19 protein-coding genes and 1 tRNA gene are annotated in these 16,358 nt (G+C 41.5%); 13 read left to right on the top strand and 7 right to left on the bottom strand.

The genetic code is table 11. The features are described 5' to 3' along the window. The first annotated feature begins 3 nt into the window (after positions 1-3). Genes I3B46_RS08875 through I3B46_RS08915 form a run of 9 tightly spaced genes read left to right on the top strand, consistent with a single transcriptional unit; the run spans position 4 to position 6,673 of the window. On the top strand, positions 4-756 hold the full coding sequence (locus I3B46_RS08875; protein WP_196993177.1) for a phage baseplate protein: 753 nt from the start codon (positions 4-6) through the stop codon (positions 754-756). Next, positions 753-1,025, top strand: a complete 273-nt coding sequence (locus tag I3B46_RS08880) for a phage baseplate plug family protein (protein ID WP_163762025.1) — start codon at positions 753-755, stop codon at positions 1,023-1,025. The genes I3B46_RS08875 and I3B46_RS08880 overlap by 4 nt, the downstream gene beginning before the upstream one ends. After that, a complete protein-coding gene (locus tag I3B46_RS08885; RefSeq protein ID WP_163762026.1) occupies positions 1,015-1,902 on the top strand; it encodes a baseplate hub protein in 888 nt (295 codons plus the stop codon). Before I3B46_RS08880 ends, I3B46_RS08885 begins: the two co-directional genes overlap by 11 nt. Then, positions 1,889-2,575 (top strand): phage baseplate protein, encoded by a 687-nt coding sequence (locus I3B46_RS08890; protein ID WP_163762027.1) that lies wholly within the window; start codon positions 1,889-1,891, stop codon positions 2,573-2,575. Before I3B46_RS08885 ends, I3B46_RS08890 begins: the two co-directional genes overlap by 14 nt. A gap of 1 nt (position 2,576) precedes the next feature. Continuing rightward, positions 2,577-2,930 carry a hypothetical protein gene (locus tag I3B46_RS08895; protein WP_163762028.1) on the top strand — a complete coding sequence of 118 codons (354 nt, stop codon included), beginning with the start codon at positions 2,577-2,579 and terminating at the stop codon, positions 2,928-2,930. Further along, positions 2,927-4,117: a baseplate J/gp47 family protein gene (locus I3B46_RS08900; protein WP_163762029.1), complete on the top strand. Its 1,191-nt coding sequence runs from the start codon at positions 2,927-2,929 to the stop codon at positions 4,115-4,117. The genes I3B46_RS08895 and I3B46_RS08900 overlap by 4 nt, the downstream gene beginning before the upstream one ends. Then, positions 4,117-4,749 carry a DUF2612 domain-containing protein gene (locus tag I3B46_RS08905; protein WP_163762030.1) on the top strand — a complete coding sequence of 211 codons (633 nt, stop codon included), beginning with the start codon at positions 4,117-4,119 and terminating at the stop codon, positions 4,747-4,749. Before I3B46_RS08900 ends, I3B46_RS08905 begins: the two co-directional genes overlap by 1 nt. A gap of 7 nt (positions 4,750-4,756) precedes the next feature. After that, the gene (locus I3B46_RS08910; protein WP_163762031.1) at positions 4,757-6,019 is read left to right on the top strand and encodes a gp53-like domain-containing protein; all 1,263 of its coding nucleotides are present in this window, start codon (positions 4,757-4,759) and stop codon (positions 6,017-6,019) included. Between the two features lie 21 nt (positions 6,020-6,040). After that, a complete protein-coding gene (locus tag I3B46_RS08915; protein WP_318559208.1) occupies positions 6,041-6,673 on the top strand; it encodes a tail fiber assembly protein in 633 nt (210 codons plus the stop codon). A gap of 41 nt (positions 6,674-6,714) precedes the next feature. Here the strand turns inward: I3B46_RS08915 and I3B46_RS08920 are convergent, their stop codons facing one another. The 5 genes from I3B46_RS08920 to I3B46_RS08940 all read right to left on the bottom strand — a co-directional run bounded on the left by I3B46_RS08920 (position 6,715) and on the right by I3B46_RS08940 (position 9,538). Continuing rightward, positions 6,715-6,993, bottom strand: a complete 279-nt coding sequence (locus I3B46_RS08920; protein ID WP_163762032.1) for a hypothetical protein — start codon at positions 6,991-6,993, stop codon at positions 6,715-6,717. Continuing rightward, a complete protein-coding gene (locus I3B46_RS08925; RefSeq protein ID WP_163762033.1) occupies positions 6,990-7,235 on the bottom strand; it encodes a DinI-like family protein in 246 nt (81 codons plus the stop codon). Before I3B46_RS08925 ends, I3B46_RS08920 begins: the two co-directional genes overlap by 4 nt. Before the next feature lie 184 nt (positions 7,236-7,419). After that, positions 7,420-7,496 (bottom strand) — tRNA-Pro (locus tag I3B46_RS08930). 73 nt (positions 7,497-7,569) lie between these two features. Further along, a complete protein-coding gene (gene yejM, locus I3B46_RS08935) occupies positions 7,570-9,288 on the bottom strand; it encodes an LPS biosynthesis-modulating metalloenzyme YejM (RefSeq protein ID WP_004920906.1) in 1,719 nt (572 codons plus the stop codon). 22 nt (positions 9,289-9,310) lie between these two features. After that, complete coding sequence (locus I3B46_RS08940) at positions 9,311-9,538, bottom strand: YejL family protein (RefSeq protein WP_014656193.1); 228 nt, start codon at positions 9,536-9,538, stop codon at positions 9,311-9,313. Between the two features lie 242 nt (positions 9,539-9,780). Here I3B46_RS08940 and yejK point away from each other — a divergent pair, with 242 nt between their 5' ends. Beyond that, positions 9,781-10,782: a nucleoid-associated protein YejK gene (gene yejK, locus I3B46_RS08945; RefSeq protein ID WP_004920902.1), complete on the top strand. Its 1,002-nt coding sequence runs from the start codon at positions 9,781-9,783 to the stop codon at positions 10,780-10,782. A gap of 88 nt (positions 10,783-10,870) precedes the next feature. On the opposite strand, the gene rplY is transcribed toward yejK, so the two are convergent. Beyond that, a complete protein-coding gene (gene rplY, locus I3B46_RS08950; protein WP_004920900.1) occupies positions 10,871-11,152 on the bottom strand; it encodes a 50S ribosomal protein L25 in 282 nt (93 codons plus the stop codon). 162 nt (positions 11,153-11,314) lie between these two features. Next, the gene (locus I3B46_RS08955; RefSeq protein WP_004920898.1) at positions 11,315-13,075 is read right to left on the bottom strand and encodes a DEAD/DEAH box helicase; all 1,761 of its coding nucleotides are present in this window, start codon (positions 13,073-13,075) and stop codon (positions 11,315-11,317) included. A 225-nt stretch (positions 13,076-13,300) separates the two neighbouring features. On the opposite strand from I3B46_RS08955, the gene rsuA reads away from it, so the two are divergent. The 3 genes from rsuA to I3B46_RS08970 all read left to right on the top strand — a co-directional run bounded on the left by rsuA (position 13,301) and on the right by I3B46_RS08970 (position 16,311). Then, positions 13,301-14,005, top strand: coding sequence for a 16S rRNA pseudouridine(516) synthase RsuA (gene rsuA, locus I3B46_RS08960; RefSeq protein ID WP_004920895.1), 705 nt, complete (start codon positions 13,301-13,303; stop codon positions 14,003-14,005). A gap of 98 nt (positions 14,006-14,103) precedes the next feature. Next, positions 14,104-15,291 carry a Bcr/CflA family multidrug efflux MFS transporter gene (locus I3B46_RS08965; protein WP_014656192.1) on the top strand — a complete coding sequence of 396 codons (1,188 nt, stop codon included), beginning with the start codon at positions 14,104-14,106 and terminating at the stop codon, positions 15,289-15,291. Between the two features lie 678 nt (positions 15,292-15,969). After that, complete coding sequence (locus I3B46_RS08970) at positions 15,970-16,311, top strand: hypothetical protein (protein WP_004920891.1); 342 nt, start codon at positions 15,970-15,972, stop codon at positions 16,309-16,311. The last annotated feature ends 47 nt before the right edge of the window (positions 16,312-16,358 follow it).

The raw sequence follows: 16,358 nt of genomic DNA on the forward strand, positions 1-16,358 counted from the left end.
CTTATGTTCGGAATGCCAGATATCCCTAACTGGAAGGGCATCCCCAATGCCGCGCTTGACGCTGGCATTAGCTTTGGTGGTGCAGCGTTAATCAATAAGTTGTTTGGTAACTATTGGGGGATCTTTAATCAATACGGAGTGCCATTGCTTTTGGCTGATAATGTTATTTCCCTGCAGTACCAAAACCAAAACCGTGTTGTCAGCGCACCTATTGAAAAAGGCTCATTTGCTAGTTACAACAAAGTTGCCGACCCGTGGAAAGCCACTATTCAATTAAGTAAAGGCAGTGGTGGAACTTTTGAGCGCGGGGCCTTTTTAGCACAACTGGAAGTGCTCTCTAAAAGTACACTTAAGTTCATCATTATCACGCCTGAATTTGTTTATAAGTTTGCCAACATCACAGGTTATGACTTAGCGCGCGAAGCTAAAGACGGTGCAACACTAATTAAGGTGAATGTGCACCTTGAAGAGATCCGCGAAGTTACCGTTAAGTATGATGAAGAAGAGGTCAAGCAGCCTGACGATGCGAAAATAAAAGACGGTGGTGATAAGACACAATCTGCGGAAAATGGCTCTTTTGATACAAGCCTAAAAGAATTGGCTGATATTTTTAATGCCCCTGATAAATCATATCTCGTAAAGGGGAGTGAAGCCGCTCAGTTGGTTATAAAGGTTATGGGCAATATGTATAAAGATATACAGCAAGTCAAGGACGCAGCGGGCATGATGGAAATGCAGGTTGGAGGTGGATTTTGATAACAGAAATACCACTTTCGGCAGTACCTAATCAAGTCCTTACCGTTACCATCGAACAAAATACCTACGAAATCACTTTAGAAACTCGGCTTAATAACCTATTCGCTACGGTAAAACGGAACGGTGAATACCTGGTCTGTAATCGAATTTGTCGAAACCTAACTTATATTTGCCGGTGGCTGTTATTTATGGACGTGACTGGCAATACCGACCCTGTTTATACAGGCCTTAACTCTCGATACAAATTGGTGTGGCTCAATGGCATTTAATCGGAAAGTTATCAAAATAACGTTGGTGCTGGGTGGCAAAGAAGAGTCTTTTACGTCTGACAATAAAAATAAGCTGTCTGCTACCGGATTAAGAATTAGTGCAGAGGTCACAAATGGTAATGGGGCTCCATCACCATCAGCAAGGGTGAGAGTTTACGGTTTACCCATTGAAACCATGTCAAAACTATTACGCATTAAATGGCGAGAAGTCACTGCGCTAAAAAATTCAGTTACGATAGAAGCGGGGGAGCAAGGCGAGGACTTAGTAACGGTATTTAAAGGCGGTATCACTTTTGCCTATCCAGATTTAGCCGAAGCGCCTAATGTTTCTCTCGTGATCACTGCGCAAACGGCCGTACTAGAAAATATGCAATCAACGGCGGCTGAAAGCTATGAGGGTTCTCAAGACGTTATCAATATCATGGGTAACATTTGCCAGAGAATGGGCTATACATTTGAAGATAATGGCGTTAATCAGAAGCTAGATAATGTTTATTTGTGCAATTCGGACATCAAAAAGATCCAATGGTTAGCTGAAAGTGCAAACCTCGATTTGTACGTTGAAAGCAATCACATAGCAGTAACAAACAAGGGACAACCTCGGAAAATAAAAATTCCTGTCATATCTCCTGAAACTGGCTTAATAGGCTATCCAACGCCCACGATACAAGGTATTCAATTTCAATGCCTCTATGACCCATTGGTACGCTTTGGTGGTTTAGTTCGCATCAATGATAGTTTGATTGATATCTGTAACGGTGATTGGTTGATATATGGAGTGAGGGCTATGCTAGAAACCGAGAGTGATTCTGCACGCTGGTTTATGGATGTTGCCGCATCATTAAAAGGGGATAACGTTACTTATGTCCAAAGATAACAGCGCACTTCCTTTTGATTTACGTGATTTAGCCGGTGGAGCCAGAACCCAAGAATACATTATCAATAGCTTAATCGGTCGTATCGGCACGACTACGATTTGTCGCATTGTCAAAGTAAAAAACGGTGGAGTAGGCCCAGTTGGTTTAGTCGATATAGTGCCAATGGTTTTACAAGTCGACGGTGCCGGTAATGTTTACGATAACGCAACTATTTTTAACGTACCTTATATGCGTTACCAAGGTGGTGCAAATGCGGTAATTATTGACCCAAAAGTCGGTGATATTGGCATTTGCTTAGTCGCTACTCGTGATATTTCGAAAGTGAAGCGCACTAAAAGAGACGCGCCACCCGATAGCAAACGTAAATTCGATTGGGCCGATAGTTTGTATATAGGTGGCATTTTGAATGGAACACCTGCGCAGTATATCCATTTCTTAGAAAGCGGAATTGATATTGTTGCTACGGGGGAAATTAAAGCCACGGGCACCAAGATCATACTCGATGCGCCAGTCGAAACCACAAGCACAGTTCAATCAGCTGGTGATATCACGGATAACACCGCAGCCGGCAACAACCAAACCATGGCAAGTATGCGCGTTACATATAACGGGCATAACCACAAAGCTAACGCAGAATACGCGAACACGAATAAACCAAATCAGCAGGTTTAATATGAAAACACTATTTCTTCACCCTAACACATGGGACTTAACCCTTGATGTGTCGGGGAACCTTGCTATTGCATCAGACCAATACGCTCGGGCGCAATCTGTTGCAAATAAGTGTCGGGTTTTTATGAAAGACATGTATTACGCACAGCAAGAAGGTATTCCTTATTTAGAGGAAATTCTTGGTAAGAACCGTTTCTCACTTTCGCTTTATCGTCAGTATTTGCAAGATGCCGCACTTTCCGTTGAAGGTGTCGTATCGGCAAAAGTGGAGCTTAGCACCGCAAATGATCGCGTTGTGCGAGGGCGAATTACATTCACAGACAAAGACGGCCGAGAGGGAGCGATAGAATTATGATCCCACCCATTGAAGTAACACCCGAGGGTATATTAGCGCCTACGTCACAGCAAGTTATCGATGGGTTGTGGCAACTTATGCGTAACTGCTTCGGCGATACTATTTCGACTGAAATGGATACACCACAGGGCCAACTGGTCACTACGTTGTCAGCGATTATTACTGATGAGCGTAATTTCATGATTAACCTGCTTAACAGTTTTGATCCTCGATATGCTTCGGGAATGATGCAGGACGCCATTGGCTATATCTATTTCTTACAGAGAAAGCCAGCGACTAGCTCAGTGGTTGAGTTAACCTTTACAGGGCTAGCGGGTGCTACCGTTCCGGATGGTTTTCAAGTCCAAGATGTAACAGGGCGGATTTGGCAAACTGAAAAGCAAATAGCGATTGGTAATACCGGTACAGTGGCCGTTAATGCTTTTTGTTCTGAAGTCGGCTCGATATCAGCGCAACCAGACTCAATCACTAAAATTATTCGTAGTGTTTCTGGTGTAGATTCGGTGACGAATTTAAAAGCCGCAATTATTGGTCAGAATGAAGAAAGCCGGCAAGAGTTCGAATTGCGTCGATACAATTCTGTGTCAGCGAATGCCAAAAATATGAACTCGTCGACCTATGGCGCGGTATCAAACATTAAAGATGTTATTGATTGTTATGTTATTGATAACCCTTCAGACACTACAATAACAGTCGGTAAAACGAATTATTCATTAATTCGAAATTCAATCGCCGTTTCTGTTGTCGGTGGCAATGACCAGGTGATAGCCAAAAAAATCCTGACCAAGGCCGGTACCGGATGTGCGTTTGTGGGTAATACCTCAGTAACTTATGAAGATGTTGAAAATTTCCCCTACATGCCGCCTAAATACGAAGTCAAATTTATCCGGCCAACCCATATTCCTGTTGAATTCACTGTCTTGTTTGAAGATAAAAACCTCTTAACGTTCCAAGAAAAAGATGCGGTTAAAAACGCGATTTCGGAAGAGTTTAAAACAGGAAGAGGCAAGGGCCGGATAGCAAAACGCTTGATTGCCAGTGATTATATTTGCACGGTGGCTCAGTCGACTGTTAACCGACTGTTGTCCGTTCAAGTCAGTAGAAAAGAGGGCGCTGCAGGAAATTATGTCGATTTTGGGATAGATGAGTTTCCGGTGTTGTCGGTCGATGACATAAGGATAACGTGATGATTGATATTAGAGAAACCCTACTCAGTCAATACGCTAACTCCCCTTGTATTACCTCAATCCTTAAATCAGTCAACGAAGCCATAGACCCCCGACAGAGTTCTGATGAATTCTATCATTTAGCTATTAACGTTCTAACCGCTCAAGGCTTCGGCTTAGATATTTGGGGGCGTATTGTTGGCATTAATCGGGGCTTAACAATACCGGACCCTGATGCTGATTACTTTGGTTTCGATGGAACTGAGAAGTATTTACCATTTAACCAAGAACCCTTTTTTGGGGATTTTAAAAACGAAAGCTCTTACTTGATGACAGACCCCACGTTCCGTGAAGTTATCATCATGAAAGCGTACGCCAATATTATTAATGCAACTGCACCTAATATTAACACCTTTTTAAAAACCTCTTTTACACGCGGAAAAGCGTATTTTTTGATTACTGGGCATATGAAAGGGCGATATGTTTTTGAATATCGGCTTTCTGAATTAGAAAAAAACCTCATCTTTAATCACAGCATATTGCCGAGGCCCAACGGCGTTGAAATAACAATCCGTGAACTACCTTACGCCGATTATTTCGGTTTCTTCGGTTCAGGATTCCAAACCTTCAATCAGGCACCTTTCATTAAATAGGTACGTAATGAAAAATCCAAAACTCATCACTAAGCCCTTCGCACAGAATGGGCAGAAGAACGCTATACCCGAAAACTTTTCATCGAGCATGGAAAGCAATCAAGCAACGTGGGATACCGGCTTCGGGCAAATCACCATGATCCCTGTGGCTGCTGGTGGCTTACCCCCAAAAGGTCAGGACTTTAACGGTATTTTTAACCAAATATCAGAAAATGTTGTTTATTTATCAATGGGAGGTCGATTTAAGTTTTCTGCTGATTATGCAGCGGCAATCAATGGCTATCCAAAAGGGGCTATTCTTCAGTCAGATGACGAAAAGAAAGAGTATCAAAGTATTATTGATAACAACAAAGTTAACTTTAACACCGCGACTCAGGCGCAGATTAATGCGGCGTGGAAGTTGATTAGTACTGATGACCTGTTGCAGCAAATAGCGAATAAACAACCATCTGGCAATTATGCACTGAAAGGTGATAGCTACACCAAAGATGAAGCAAATAAAAAATTTCAGCTTATAGGTTCTTACGCTGATGGTAATCGGTTTAAAACGATACCCAGTAATGTGTCAATGTCTCCGCCTGAAGGCTCTATTTCCCTTGTTTTGCAAAATGACGGAACGCTTTTCATGTGGGATGGTGCTAAATCTATTTTTAGAATTTCTAATGCTGGTGAGATAACAACAGGATCCATGGCTTATTCTCGTCTAACGGGTGTACCTATCGTGCAATCCACAGGCGGAAGTACAACGAGTTTTATGAGTCAAAAAGCCGTTACTAATATGGCTTCAGGCCTGCAAGCCAAAGGCGATTATGCAGACGGTAAAAAATTTAAAGTGTCTTTAACAAACTCATCTGTTTTATCACCAAATGGTGAGATATCACTTGTGCTGCAAGATGATGGTACTTTGTTTACTTGGGATGGTAATAAATCTGTATTTTCTGTATCGCCCGCTGGAAAACTATTAAAAGGGGAGATCCCTTATGAGCGTTTGACGGGGGTGCCATTGAATACATTGTTTAGTGAGGATAATGGCTATTGGCGATGTAAAGACACAGGATTCATGATCCAGTGGGGGAGAGCCAGTGCTAATGGTTTCGTCAATTTTCCGATCCCATTTCCAAAAGCGCTATTTTCATTTTCAGGAATACATGTGGGTGAAAATGCGGTCCCTGTTAGAATCAACGCAGAAAGAAGCACATTAAAGGGTATTGATATCGCGCAATCCACAACAGGACAGATAGGTATGCGCTGGATTGCTATTGGATTTTAATTAAACGTAATGGAGCTAAAAATGGATGAATCAATCGTATTAGATGCAGATAAACAAACTGAAAAATATTATTTTAATGCGTTAGATAATATTTTCTTGATCTCTGAAAAAAAATTAGAGGAATTAGACGGTTTTATTGAAATAGAAAAAGAAGTATATGATTCCATGATGACATTACCTAATGATTTCATGGTGGCTTCTGAGGGAGGCTATCCCATTAGTGTTCCTGTCGGTTCTTATCATTTTAGTGCATCACAGAATGCCTTTTACCCATATGCAATGCAAAGCGTCTACTTAAAGGCGGGCAGTTGGCCCCTAGACGGTCAATTAGTCGATGAATCAACTTATTATGAATTTGCTGTCAGTGAGGCACCTAAAGGAAAGCAGCGAACAGCAAATAAAAAAGGTTTACCCGCTTGGACTGATATCCCTAAACCATCACAAGAGCGGTTAATTGCAGAGGCTGAACAGCAAAAGCAATCACTTTTAGCTGAAGCGAATAGCGCGATTGCACCTTTACAAGACGCAGTCGATTTAGGCATGGCAACTGACGAAGAGAAAGCGCAATTAACAGCGTGGAAAACATACCGTGTCTTGTTAAACCGTGTTGACACCTCAACAACACCGGATATTGACTGGCCACAAAAGCCTTAATTCCCACCCAAAATAAAGCCGCTGTAAAAAGCGGCTTCTCGTCACATCAAGTATTTTTTAACGGGCTCAGGATAGTCATCATCCGTTTTTTCTAAATACTCTCCAATCTTAGAGTACATATACTCTGCAATATCACGAGATAAATAAGTGCGCTGAGCCGGTCTATCAATATCTTCCCACTCGCGAGTTTCTTTGTTAATGGATCCATCAGCAAAAGTGATTTCCAGTACAAGAACTTCATAAGGGCTATTAACAGCTACCTTCACTTCCGTAATTCGAGGAACAATATCGATATTACTTTCTCCACGATCATTTTTCATGCAGGCACCCATGAGTCATCCAGCCAAATGTCTTCGATAATTTGATTTATTTCTTTGGTCGCATCGTCACTTTTAGCTCCAGTAACCACTAATGATGTTGACGAACTTAGCGCCACCCTGACATTTAGAGTGCCGTACTTGTCGCCAATCTTGTGTATCACTTGTTCACGTAGGGCATTGCGTACTTTTTCAGATGGCTTGTTGCTATTTTCTTTATCAAAGAGAATTTCAATGCGTGGCATAATGTAACCTCTCATTTAACTGTTAATTTATACAGTGTATTTATATACAGTTAAAAGGGTTTGTGCAAGAGAAAAAGGCAACTATTGTGATAGGGTTTTACCCCAGTTTTACCCCCATTTTACCCCGCTTAAAATTTAGACATAAAAAAACCAACCTTAAGCGGTTGGTTTATCTATAAAAAGTTGGTCGGCATGATAGGATTTGAACCTACGACCCCCGACACCCCATGACGGTGCGCTACCAAGCTGCGCTACATGCCGAACTGCGATTAATACTACTCATTTTCCCCATGAAAGCAAGACATTGATTGCACGACTGATTGATTTTTAAACGTTAATTTTCATTAAAACGCTTAAGCTCTGTGAAAATCTTCAATAACTGTGCAAGATCAGGTTTTTGGTCTTTAACTTCTCGACCTTGCAGGTCATAGATACTAAATTGACCGTTATGATCCATATACAGGGTCGCACTATTGGTCGTGATCACTACATCATTGTCATCGCCGGTAATAACCCACGGGTATTTACGTTCTGGGCTAAATAAATCTTCCCCTTGGCTATAATCCTCAGGCGAGTTAGACACATGCAGTAACCGTTGCATAATCGTCGTCAATACGTCTTGGTGGCTTGTCAGCTTATCAATTTGTTGACTCGGTGTATTAGGCCAATAGATAAGCAGTGGAACCTGCATTTTTTCCCGCTCAAAACGTTTATTACTAAACCAGTTTGTTGTGTCAGATTGTTCAGCATTATTATAATTCGCTGTAATAATAACAATCGTATTTTTCAAGCGACCATCACGTATCAGTGACTCTATTACTTGATTGATTTGTTGATCCGTCTGGTTACTTCCCGGTTTACCTTTAATATTTAAGAAGGAGAACCAAGGCGATTCATTTTTTAAACCTTTTAACCAGGAATCCCACTGAGAAATTGTTTGTGCATCACTATCAGCCGCTTTTGCAGGCAATGAATAATCGGCCAAGATAGCTTGACGGAAAAGCGGGGAATTAAAGCCATCGGTAGAGAATAGGCCGAATTGATACCCTTGTTTCTGCAATGCTTGGATAAGCACAGAGGCATACCGCTCATTAAGAATATTATCAAAATAGCTGGATGAGATACCATAAAATAGGCCAAAGAGAGCAGTATCGTTACGTAAACCCGTCGTATAGTGGTTGGTGAATTCGGTACTCATCTCTTTAAATGATTTCAGCGATGACATGCTATTTTGCTGTGTTTTATTGCCTAAATCATCAACAACAACTAACAGCAAGTTATAACCCATACCTTGGTCATAGTAGCTGAGCGGTTTTAATGGATACTGGATTTTTAGTGCAGTAGGGCTACCTTGTTGGAAAACACGATTTTGATGTTCTGATAAGTCCAGCAGACCGTATTTATCAAGCAGTTTCCTTGCCGTCATAGGTTGTGACAGCGGGTAATTATAACGCTGCATGGTAATGGGGCGATAGAAATTAGCATCAGACCATGCATACATTAGGTGCGACATAATAAAGGTCGCAATAAATATCCCCGCAAGTGGCTTACCAAAAGTTTGCCTGTTCAAACTGCGTAACTTTTGCCAACTCCACGTTGCAAATAGCATTTGAACGAGAAAGATAATTGGGATGGTGATAAACATGAGTTGCCACTCGCGAGCCATTTCACCTTTGTCAGGGTTGATGACAAGATCCCAAACTTGTGGCGTTAGGTGTAGGCCAAATTGGCTAAATACCCGAATATCAAAGAGTAATAATGTGGTGCCAACGGTGGCAAGGGCAACACAAATCAGCCTCAGCAGCCGCTGAGACATCACAATAAAGGTCAGAGGAAAGACAATGAGCAAGTAGCAAGCAAAAACGACAAAGCTAAAATGGCCAATCCAACTGACGAAGGCAAAAATACGCCCAGCTAGCGTATCAGGCCAATCGAAAATAAACAGATAGCTACTGCTTAGCCCAAGGCTAAGCAGTATATTGAAAAGTGCAAACCAGTGCCCCCAACTTATCATTTGGGAGACTTTGTCACGGTAGCGCTGCTGGGTCACCATACTGTTTATTTCATTAGTCTATTTAGTGAGATTGATCTTCTTTAACAGAAGACAACAAAGCGTTGGCGAAAGAGTCTGCAATCATTTTACGTTGAGTTGGCGCAACAGACGTATTAAGCAGATTGGTCACCATATTGCCTAACACCATAAGTGAAAGATCTACAGGAGTATGGTTTTTTTCTAACACGCTGACAAGTTCAGCAAGCAAAGTTTCAACTTTTTCATCACTATAGCGAGATGACTGTGGCATAAATTTCGACATCCTAAATTAGTTAAAGCTCACCTATGATAGCGTATAGCGGGATGTTTTTCTTCATTCTTCGCAAGAAATTTATATTCAAGTGAGAATAATGCTTATTAAGATAATTTGAATGAGTATTAGTTCAATTTTGCTAAGTAAAAATAGGTAGAGATGACGGTTTCAGTTGCAGATAAATAGCATCGGTGTTTGAATACGCGCGACAATATTTCTGCTTGAACAAGGAGCCTACAATGAGTCTGGAAATTACCCAGATAGCTTTACATCAGTTGATCAAACGCGATGAACAAACACTCGAAGTGATGTTACGTGATTCTCTGTTGTCAACCGATAACGTTGTGCAAGACATGATGGCAGAATTACACCGAGTATACAGTGCGAAGAGCAAAGCGTTTGGCGAGTTTAACGAAGAGAGTGAGCTGGCGGACGCATTGAAATTATTGCGCAAAGGTGAAGAGGAGTTTCTCGGTTTTAGCCGTGCAATGACCGTGCGCTTAAAAGATGAATTGGCAAAATATCCCTTTGCTGAAGGGGGCGTGGTGCTCTTTTGTCAATATCGCTACCTCGCGGTTGAATATTTATTAATCGCGGTATTAAGCAGCTGTGACAGTATGTTTGTGACAGATAACCTCGATTTATCGACGACACATTATCTGGATATCCCTCATGCAGATATTGTAGCGCGTATTGATTTAACTGAGTGGGAAACGAACCCAGAGTCAACCCGTTACTTGACCTTTTTAAAAGGGAGAGTAGGGCGCAAAGTCTCTGACTTTTTTATGGACTTTTTAGCGGCGTCAGAAGGTCTAAATGCAAAAGCTCAAAATAAAGGCTTAGTACAAGCGCTAGATGATTTTTGTGATAATGCTCAGATGGATAAAAATACGCGTCAAGCGTATCGTCAGCAAGTCCATAATTATTGTACTGAGCAGTTGCAATCAGGGGAAGAAATTGAATTACAAGCGCTATCGAATGAGCTGCCGGTAGTTGAGGAACAAAGCTTCAGTGATTTTGCTCGCCAAAATGATTATCAATTAGAAGATAGCTTTCCCGCAGATAGAGGTACGTTAAAGCAACTGACCAAGTTTTCTGGTAGTGGTGGTGGAATAACGATCAGTTTTGATGCATTACTGATGGGAGAGCGTATTTTTTGGGATCCAGTCACAGATACATTAACGATTCGAGGCACTCCGCCAAATTTGCGGGATCAACTGCAACGTCGTAGTGGCAAATAAGGTAACCACTAAAAATAAATAACGCCGCAATTGCGGCGTTATTTACTCGGCGTCCCGATAAATTCTAAAGCTCGGCTTGTGGCTTTAATTAAACGCGCAGGAAGTCAATGTGCGTCACTTTTGGCTTGAATGGGTGACGTTGAATTGCCTGAACTTTGACTTTAGTTTCTTTACCATCGATAACCAGGCTCAGAACTTCATAAAATTCTGCTTTGCCTTCTTGGTTAATTACTTCATCATGGTTAAGAGTAACAGAGATAGCTTCTTGGTTGCCACCGTAAACGATAGCTGGAAGCTGGTTTGCTCTGCGCAGGCGGCGGCTCGCACCCTTACCCTGCTCTTTACGTGCAATTGCATTAATAGTTAACATTACTATTTCTCTATACAAGAAAAAAATAAAATCCTGCTACAGGCGACCCAGCAGCAGGTTCGAGATTTGGCTTGTTGATGTGTAATTCGCTGACGCGAAACATCCAAGCGGGCGGCATTTTAACGGAAAACCGTCTTTACAGCAATCATAATCTAATCAATATCAGGAGTAGAGTTGGTCGGCAACTCGAAAACGCCCTTGATAATCAAATATTTTTTGGCGGATCTCCCAATAACTTTCCTTCTTACGAGCCACTATAAATTGAGGATAACGTAATAAAGCCTGCTGAGAGATAATGTCATTAGCCGAAGACCAATGAAAAGGAACGCCTGGCGCACGGAAATGTTCCCGCAAGAAATGGTATTCAAAAGCACGGCGTTGCGCCTGCGTATGCAAACGAAAGCGCTCCGAAACGGAGGTGCCATCTTCATCATAGTACGTGATTTTTAGCCATTCACCTTTGTTATCAGCACCATTGGTTAGTGCCATGCCGCCGCAACGTAAGATCAACGCATCTTTTAATTTCAAAGCCGCTTTTAGCATATCGTCAGGATCAGATAATACCCCATCGCATTTTTGGCAGCGGCGAGCGGCAATATCGTTTTCTGCACCACAATGAGGACATTGTTTAAAACGAAAACGGTACTCACATTGCTGCTTTTGACCTAATTCATTCTCTTCCCAGCCTTGGCAGCGGCGACCATAATGCTCGATAATTTGCCCATCTTCGGTGCATTTTCCCCAAAAAGTATTAGCAAACTGACAAAGAGGGCAGAATACCTGAACGGGAACACTGTTGGTGTTAGGCTTAGTTGAACCTACCTCAGGGCGAAAGAGGTCGTGAGGATTCCCTGCATAGTCTAAGATCAGGCACTCGGTTTTTCCCGGTGAAAGGCGCAAGCCTCGGCCTACAATTTGCTGGTATAAGCTGACAGATTCTGTTGGGCGTAGAATGGCAATAACATCGACATGCGGGGCATCAAACCCTGTTGTCAGAACAGAAACGTTGACTAAAAAATGCAGCTTTTTCTGCTTAAACTGTTGAATAATAGCCTCTCGCTCTATCGCGGGCGTCTCGGCGGTAACTAAGGCGGCGGTCTGTTCAGGTAAATAGCCGAAAATTTCTTTTGCGTGTTCAACGGTAGCGGCAAAGATCATACAACCTTGCCGCGGTAAGGCGTATTCAACAATTTGAGCGACAATTTTAGGTGTAATACGTTTTTGTTTCTTAATAGAAAGGTTTAATTCTTGTTCATTAAAAATGCCGGCGGAACTGAGAGAAACTTGGCTAAAGTCATACTGTAATACTGGCATATCAAGGCGTTCGGGGGTGACTAAGAAATGATTTTTAATCATGTAATGCAAAGGTAACTCATAAATGCATTCATGAAAAAAACAGTTCTCATCGCCTCTTATCATGCCGTGATAATGATATTGATAGATCCATCCTGAACCGAGTCGATAGGGAGTGGCGGTTAAACCTAGGATCTTCAATGCAGGGTTGTACTGGCTAAGGTTATTGATAATTTGTTGATATTGGCTTTTCTCATTCGCGCTAATACGATGACATTCATCAATGATGATTAAGGAGAAATTATCATTAAAACTGTCTAAGTTTCGCGCAACGGATTGTACGCTGCCAAAGACGACTTTGCTTTGGGATTGTTTGCGATTTAAGCCAGCAGCGAAAATATCAGCCTCAAGGCCATAAGCGATATATTTTGCATGGTTTTGTTCTACTAATTCTTTGACGTGAGCAAGAACCAATACTCTTCCTCGAGCTAAGCGAGCAAGTTCGGCAATGACCAAGCTTTTTCCTGCTCCCGTTGGTAGCACAATCACGGCAGGTTGCGTGTGTTGGCGAAAATAACGAACGGTCGCATCGACAGCTTCTTGTTGATAGGGACGAAGGACAAAAGGCATATTATTCAGTATTAATTAAAAATAGTGAGTCGCTTAATGTAAAATTTAGGTTAACACAATGGGTTGAGCTAAAAACACGCGTTAATTTTGAGACGCTATCACTTGTAGTTAGTTATTGATATAATAAAAGATGTGAGCACAATCACAATAACCTTTCAATTTTATTTCTAACAACTTAGTTGTCTTTAGGCACTAAGTTACTATTCCATCAAATTAAGAGTGTTTATGCGACTGGATAAGTTTTTGTCCCAGCAATTAGGGATTAGCCGGAGCCTAGTGGCGCGAGAGCTGCGTGCCGGAAAAGTCACTGTAGATGATGAAATTGTCAAATCAGGTGCGGTACAAGTCAGCCCTGAACAAGTTGTCGCTTATGAAGGCAGTGTTTTAGTTCATGTTACAGGCCCGCGTTATTTTATGTTGCATAAGCCTCAAGGCTATGTTTGCTCAACAGACGATCCTGCACATCCCACCATTCTCTATTTTATTGATGAGCCGCTGGCAGACAAATTGCACTCAGCAGGGCGCCTTGATATTGATACCACAGGGTTAGTATTGCTAACCGATGATGGTCAGTGGTCACATCGCATAACCTCTCCCAAGCACCACTGTGAAAAAACGTATCGAGTTGAGTTAGAAAACGACATTGCTGACGATGTTGCAAAACGCTTTGCCGAAGGCGTCATGCTAAATGGCGAAAAATATCCAACCAAGCCAGCTCAGTTGGAGGTCATCTCTCCAAAAGAAGTGCTATTGACCATCAGCGAAGGGCGCTATCACCAAGTAAAAAGAATGTTTGCAGCAGTAGGAAATCATGTTTGTGGGCTACACCGCGAGCGTATTGGTGATATTTGGCTCGATGATGATCTTGCTCCCGGCGAGTATCGTGAGTTAACCGAAGACGAAATCAACAGCGTTATCGTTCCGCGCTAACGATAAATTATTAATAAAAATAAATAAAATCGTTTCTGGTGTGCGACATATCTTTAAGGTGTGTCGTATCAGGCGAGAGCGAGATAGGAGTTTAAAGAGTGCAACAGCAAAAATCATCCTACATAGGGTTGATATTAATATTAGGCTTATTATCAATGCTTATGCCTTTAGCCATTGATATGTATTTACCTAGCTTTTTAGTGATGGGTGAGTACTTCAATGTCGATGAAGGGCGTATCCAGATGACGCTTAATAGCTATATTTTTGGCTTTGCAATTGGGCAGCTATTTTATGGTCCAATGGCCGATAGTCTGGGTCGTAAGCCTGTGATTTTAGGCGGCGTCATCGTATTTGCCATCGCCTCAGCAGCATGTGCGCTTTCTGAATCAATCGAATCACTCATCTTGTTTCGCTTCCTACATGGTTTTGCTGCGGCGGCGGCTAGTGTTGTGATCAACGCATTAATGAGGGATATGTTTACGCGTGATGAGTTTTCACGCAGTATGTCATTTGTTGTTTTAGTGATGACAATAGCTCCACTATTGGCACCGATTTTAGGTGGCAAGGTGATGTTATGGTTCTCATGGCATGCCATTTTTTGGAGTATTTCGATAGCGGCCGTGATTGCGGTTATTTTAGTGAGTTTATTTATACGTGAAACGTTACCTGTTGAGAAACGGCAACCCTTTCATTTAGGTAATACATTAAGGCAGTTTGCAACCCTTTTTCGTGCCAAACAAGTGCTGTTTTATATTTTAGCGAGTTCATTTTCATTTGCGGGAATGTTTTCATTTTTGAATGCTAGCCCGTTTGTTTATATTGAACTGAATGGCGTGGCGCCAGAAAATTTTGGTTACTTTTTTGGTATTAATATTATTTTCTTATTCATTATGACCACATTTAATGGTCGTTATGTTAGGCGCTTTGGGGCAGAGCGCATGCTCTACCTAGGGATCATTGTCCAATTCACCATGGGAATTTGGTTACTGGCGACCACGGCAATGGATGTTGGCTTCTGGGCTTTGGTGCTTGGTGTGGCGATTTATGTCAGTGGGATTGCCATGATAACTTCAAATGCAATGGCGGTAATTTTAGATAATTATCCACATATTGCAGGTACGGTTTCTTCATTAGCGGGAACAATCCGTTTTTCCATTGGGGCTTTGATAGGAACTTTACTATCGATGATCCCTGCTAAGTCAGCATGGCCGATGGTTGGCTCTATGGTTGCGTGCGTGGCTTGCTCAATGCTATTTGTTTTATTGGCGAAACGCGCCAAAAAATAAATTAATCCAATAAGACTGGCTGTTTCATGGATGAAACAGTGGTTTCCTTCGTACTTATTTCATTTCGTGACCATCTCTTTTTATATAGTGTTAAGCAAAAATTAATTACTCGGTAAAACCGAATTTTTTGCCAGTAAAATTGGAAAGTATGAATAAAAATGATCTAAATCAATAATCATTTGATAGCGATTTGTTAAATTTGTGTATTAAACTCAGGTAATTGCAGTTAAGTCATAAGTTGGTGGAGTTAGTGAGTTTTCTTCAAAATTACTCAGCTTATTATTAATGCCCGTTTAATAATGTAAAAAAAATGACTAATAGTTAGTCTCTGTGTTGAGTTTTAAGATCAAAAAAAATTTAAAATTTAACATTCATAGTAAAAAAATGTGCATGCAAGGATTTATGTCACAAAAATTTAACGACACGAGTAATATTTAATGTTATATTTAGGTATGTATATTTAACAAACCCGTTACTTTTGGGCTTTGTCGCGAATTCGGTTTGAACGAAGTTTGATATCGTTTACTGACCTCTAAACATTTATTTAGAGGAGGGAGAGTCAAAGCTTAAGGCTCGTAGGTATCTCGCCATAAAGGCAGCCTCAGCGAAGCGTTGATTAAGTAAATAGCCTTCGTTCAACGAACACTATGATGGTTTAGGTAGCAATAGGAATTTGTTGTGGAAAAATCAGGTCTTTCGGTTGTGCACAGGCTGCCGCAAAGTTACCGCTGGTTATCTGGGAAAATAGGCACGGACGTTGAAGTCGTACCTACAGATGACTTCGATAGCGATAAACTTGTGGGGCTGAAATTACTCAGCCATGACTGTGCTACAGATTGCATTGCAATGAAGCAGTTGTCAGAATCATTGTCTGAATTGCAAATTGAAAGTGCGATTTTAGAATGGCAAAAAGAAATTTGCCTCTTCATTCATGCTAGTGATGAACTTGCCGCCATGTGCCGCTTAAAGGCGGCTGGTGTTGCTATCGCGGAGCTTGAGTCAGGTTTTTATTCATCCTAACATCGCTATTGAACGCAATAAAAAAGCTTCCAGTTTTTAACTTGGAA

The organism is Providencia sp. 2.29 (genome assembly GCF_015832305.1).
GTDB classification, from domain to species: Bacteria; Pseudomonadota; Gammaproteobacteria; order Enterobacterales; family Enterobacteriaceae; genus Providencia; species Providencia stuartii.

Bases quoted from the DNA above. Each gene is read 5' to 3' on its own strand.
- I3B46_RS08875 (WP_196993177.1), top strand. From the start codon at position 4: ATGTTCGGAATGCCAGATATCCCTAACTGGAAGGGCATCCCCAATGCC.
- I3B46_RS08885 (WP_163762026.1), top strand. From the start codon at position 1,015: ATGGCATTTAATCGGAAAGTTATCAAAATAACGTTGGTGCTGGGTGGC.
- I3B46_RS08890 (WP_163762027.1), top strand. From the start codon at position 1,889: ATGTCCAAAGATAACAGCGCACTTCCTTTTGATTTACGTGATTTAGCC.
- I3B46_RS08895 (WP_163762028.1), top strand. From the start codon at position 2,577: ATGAAAACACTATTTCTTCACCCTAACACATGGGACTTAACCCTTGAT.
- I3B46_RS08900 (WP_163762029.1), top strand. From the start codon at position 2,927: ATGATCCCACCCATTGAAGTAACACCCGAGGGTATATTAGCGCCTACG.
- I3B46_RS08905 (WP_163762030.1), top strand. From the start codon at position 4,117: ATGATTGATATTAGAGAAACCCTACTCAGTCAATACGCTAACTCCCCT.
- I3B46_RS08910 (WP_163762031.1), top strand. From the start codon at position 4,757: ATGAAAAATCCAAAACTCATCACTAAGCCCTTCGCACAGAATGGGCAG.
- I3B46_RS08915 (WP_318559208.1), top strand. From the start codon at position 6,041: ATGGATGAATCAATCGTATTAGATGCAGATAAACAAACTGAAAAATAT.
- I3B46_RS08920 (WP_163762032.1), bottom strand. From the start codon at position 6,993: ATGAAAAATGATCGTGGAGAAAGTAATATCGATATTGTTCCTCGAATT.
- I3B46_RS08925 (WP_163762033.1), bottom strand. From the start codon at position 7,235: ATGCCACGCATTGAAATTCTCTTTGATAAAGAAAATAGCAACAAGCCA.
- yejM (WP_004920906.1), bottom strand. From the start codon at position 9,288: ATGGTGACCCAGCAGCGCTACCGTGACAAAGTCTCCCAAATGATAAGT.
- I3B46_RS08940 (WP_014656193.1), bottom strand. From the start codon at position 9,538: ATGCCACAGTCATCTCGCTATAGTGATGAAAAAGTTGAAACTTTGCTT.
- yejK (WP_004920902.1), top strand. From the start codon at position 9,781: ATGAGTCTGGAAATTACCCAGATAGCTTTACATCAGTTGATCAAACGC.
- rplY (WP_004920900.1), bottom strand. From the start codon at position 11,152: ATGTTAACTATTAATGCAATTGCACGTAAAGAGCAGGGTAAGGGTGCG.
- I3B46_RS08955 (WP_004920898.1), bottom strand. From the start codon at position 13,075: ATGCCTTTTGTCCTTCGTCCCTATCAACAAGAAGCTGTCGATGCGACC.
- rsuA (WP_004920895.1), top strand. From the start codon at position 13,301: ATGCGACTGGATAAGTTTTTGTCCCAGCAATTAGGGATTAGCCGGAGC.